The 2600-nt window shown below is 73.1% G+C and carries 2 protein-coding genes; both read left to right on the top strand.

Features of this window, described 5'->3' with window-relative positions; all coding sequences use genetic code 11:
- A partial coding sequence (locus tag ETD86_RS53820) for a DUF4153 domain-containing protein (RefSeq protein WP_138674305.1) occupies window positions 1–1159 on the top strand: 1159 nt, incomplete at its 5' end.
- Between the two features lie 8 nt (window positions 1160–1167).
- The coding region (locus ETD86_RS53815; RefSeq protein ID WP_138674304.1) for an N-acyl-D-amino-acid deacylase family protein at window positions 1168–2600 on the top strand (1433 nt) is incomplete at its 3' end.

Here is a 2600-nt window from a genome sequence, read left to right as displayed (position 1 = left end):
GTCGGGGGCGGGCGCCGGGTGGCTGGGCGTGATCAGGGGCGGCGTGTCCGTGCTGCTGGCGCTCGGCCCGGTGCCGTGGTTCCTGGCCATCCCGATGAAGAAGCTGACAGCGCGGCGGCGGGTCATGCCGATGCTGGCCGCGCTGGGCATCACGGCGGTGTTGCTGCTGGTGTTCGGGCTGCTGTTCAGCTCGGCGGACGCGGTGTTCGCCTCCTACGTGGAGCGGCTGACCACCGCGCCGGACTGGGCCGAGTCGGCGCCGATGCGCGTCTTCCTGTTCGCGGTCTTCGCCGTGTTGCTGGCGGCCGTGGTGCTGGTGGCACTCAGGCCGGTGGTCGATCCCGTGGGCCCGGAGACCAAGTTCACGGTGAGCAAGAGCATCTGGATCGTCCCGCTCACGGCGGTGAACCTGCTGTTCGCGTCGTTCGTCGCCGTGCAGATCACCGCGTTGTTCGGCGGCAACACATGGGTGCTGAAGACGGCGGGGCTGACCTACGCGGAGTACGCCCGGGAGGGGTTCTTCCAGCTCGTGGTGGTCAGCATGTTCGTGCTCGGCATGGTCGCGGTGGCCGGCGGGCTGCTCAAGACCGAACGCCGCGAGCGCTGGGTGCTGGCCTGCCTGCTCGGCGTGCTCTGCGGGCTGACGATGGTGGTGCTGGCCTCGGCCCTGCACCGCATGAACCTCTACACCGAGGCCTACGGCCTGTCCAGGCTGCGGATCACCGTACAGGCCACGGTCTGGTGGCTCGGCACGGTGTTCGCCCTCGTGCTGCTGGCCGGGTCGGTACGTCTCGCGGGCCGCGGCTCCGGCTGGCTGCCGCGGACGATCGTCCTGGTCACCGGGCTCGGCCTGGGCGCGTTCGCGATCGTGAACCCCGACCTGCGGGTCGCGTACACGCAGGTGGAGGTGCGCGGCGTCACCAAGATGGACTCCGACTACCTGGGGAACCTCGGCGCGGAGGCCGTGCCGGCCCTGGACCGGCTGCCGGAGCCGCAGCGCAGCTGCGTGCTGGCCGACGTCGTCAAGGCGAACGGGCTGGAACGGCCCGACGCGTGGAACGGCTGGAACGTGGCCCGCGCCCAGGCGCGGGACCTGCTGGCCGCGCGGCCGATCGACAAGTCGGTCTCGTGCGCAGGGGTGCCGTCGCGCTCTGATTGAATCTTGAGGTGAGGTTCGACGTAGTCATCAGCGGTGGACGGGTGCTCGACGGGACAGGCGCCCCGCCGTACCGGGCGGACGTGGCGATCCGCGGCGATCAGATTGCCGCGGTCGGCCGGCTGGACGGCGCGGAGGCGGAGACCGTGGTCGACGCGGCGGGGCGGTTCGTCGCACCGGGCTTCGTGGACTGCCACGCCCACGGCGACGCGGCCGTCTTCGACCCGGCGGTGCAGCAGGCGGCGTTGCGGCAGGGGGTGACGACGTTCGTGCTCGGGCAGGACGGGCTGTCCTTCGCGCCCGGATCGGCCGAGACCGTCGCCTACGCGGCACGCTACTTCGCCGCCGTCAACGGCTCCCCGGTCCGGAGCTCGCCGGGCGGCGGTCCATCGGCTGAGCGGGCGCGGTCCGCCGCGCCGCCGAGCCGGCGGGCGCGGTCCGCCGATGCGCCGGTCGAGGGGCCGCTGACGGTGGGCGAATTGCTCCGCTCCTACGACCGCGCGGTCGCGGTCAACACGGCCTACCTGCTCCCCCACGGCACGATCCGCTACGACGTCATGGGCCCGTCGCCCGATCCGGCCTCGCCGGACGACCTGGCGAAGATGCTGCGGCACGTCGAGCGCGGCCTGTCGGAGGGCGCGGCCGGGCTGTCGAGCGGGCTCGAATACCTGCCGGGACGCTACGCCACCGCCGAGGAGCTGGCCGCGTTGTGCGAGCCGCTCGGCGGCCTCCCCTACGTCACCCACATGCGGGCCTACGGCGCCGGCGCCGGGGTGGGCATGGCCGAGGTCGTCGAGATCGCCGGCCGCTCCGGCGCTGCCGTGCACGTCTCCCACCTGCACGGACCCGCCGACGTGCTGTTGCCACTGGTCGAGAACGCGCTGGCCAGGGACGTCGACCTGACCTTCGACACCTACCCCTACCTGCGGGGCAACACGATCCTGGCCATGTACGCGCTGCCGCCGTCCGTGCCGGGCGCCGAGCCGGACCGCGCGCTGGAGATGATCGCCTCCGGGGAGTTGGACGGCTGGTGGGCGACGCTGGCCGACTCGTGGCCCCGGCTGACCGTCTCGCATGCCCCCGGCATGGAGTGGACCGAGGGGCTGACCATGGTGGCGGCGGCCGAGCGGGCGGGGGTCGAGCCGGGCGAGCTCTGCCGCCGGCTCCTGACGGAGACGCGCCTGGAGGCGGGCGTCGTGTTCGCCCGCCCCGACGAGGGGCCCGCGGGCGAGGAGTCCGTACGCCGGATGTTGCGCCACCCTTCGCACACCGGCGGCTCCGACGGCATCTATGTGGGCGGGCATCCGCATCCGCGCGGATACGGGGCGTTCGCCAGGTTCCTCGGACGGCACGTCAGGGAGCTGGGCGACTGGACGTGGGAGCAGGCCGTCGTGCACCTGGCGTCGCATCCGGCCCGGCGGTTCGGGCTGGTGGACCGGGGGCT

The sequence above is a fragment of the Nonomuraea turkmeniaca genome, from assembly GCF_005889735.1.
Taxonomy (GTDB): Bacteria; Actinomycetota; Actinomycetes; order Streptosporangiales; family Streptosporangiaceae; genus Nonomuraea; species Nonomuraea turkmeniaca.
The sequence above is the reverse complement of the archived record's forward strand: the minus strand, read 5'-3'. Positions and strand labels throughout refer to the sequence as shown.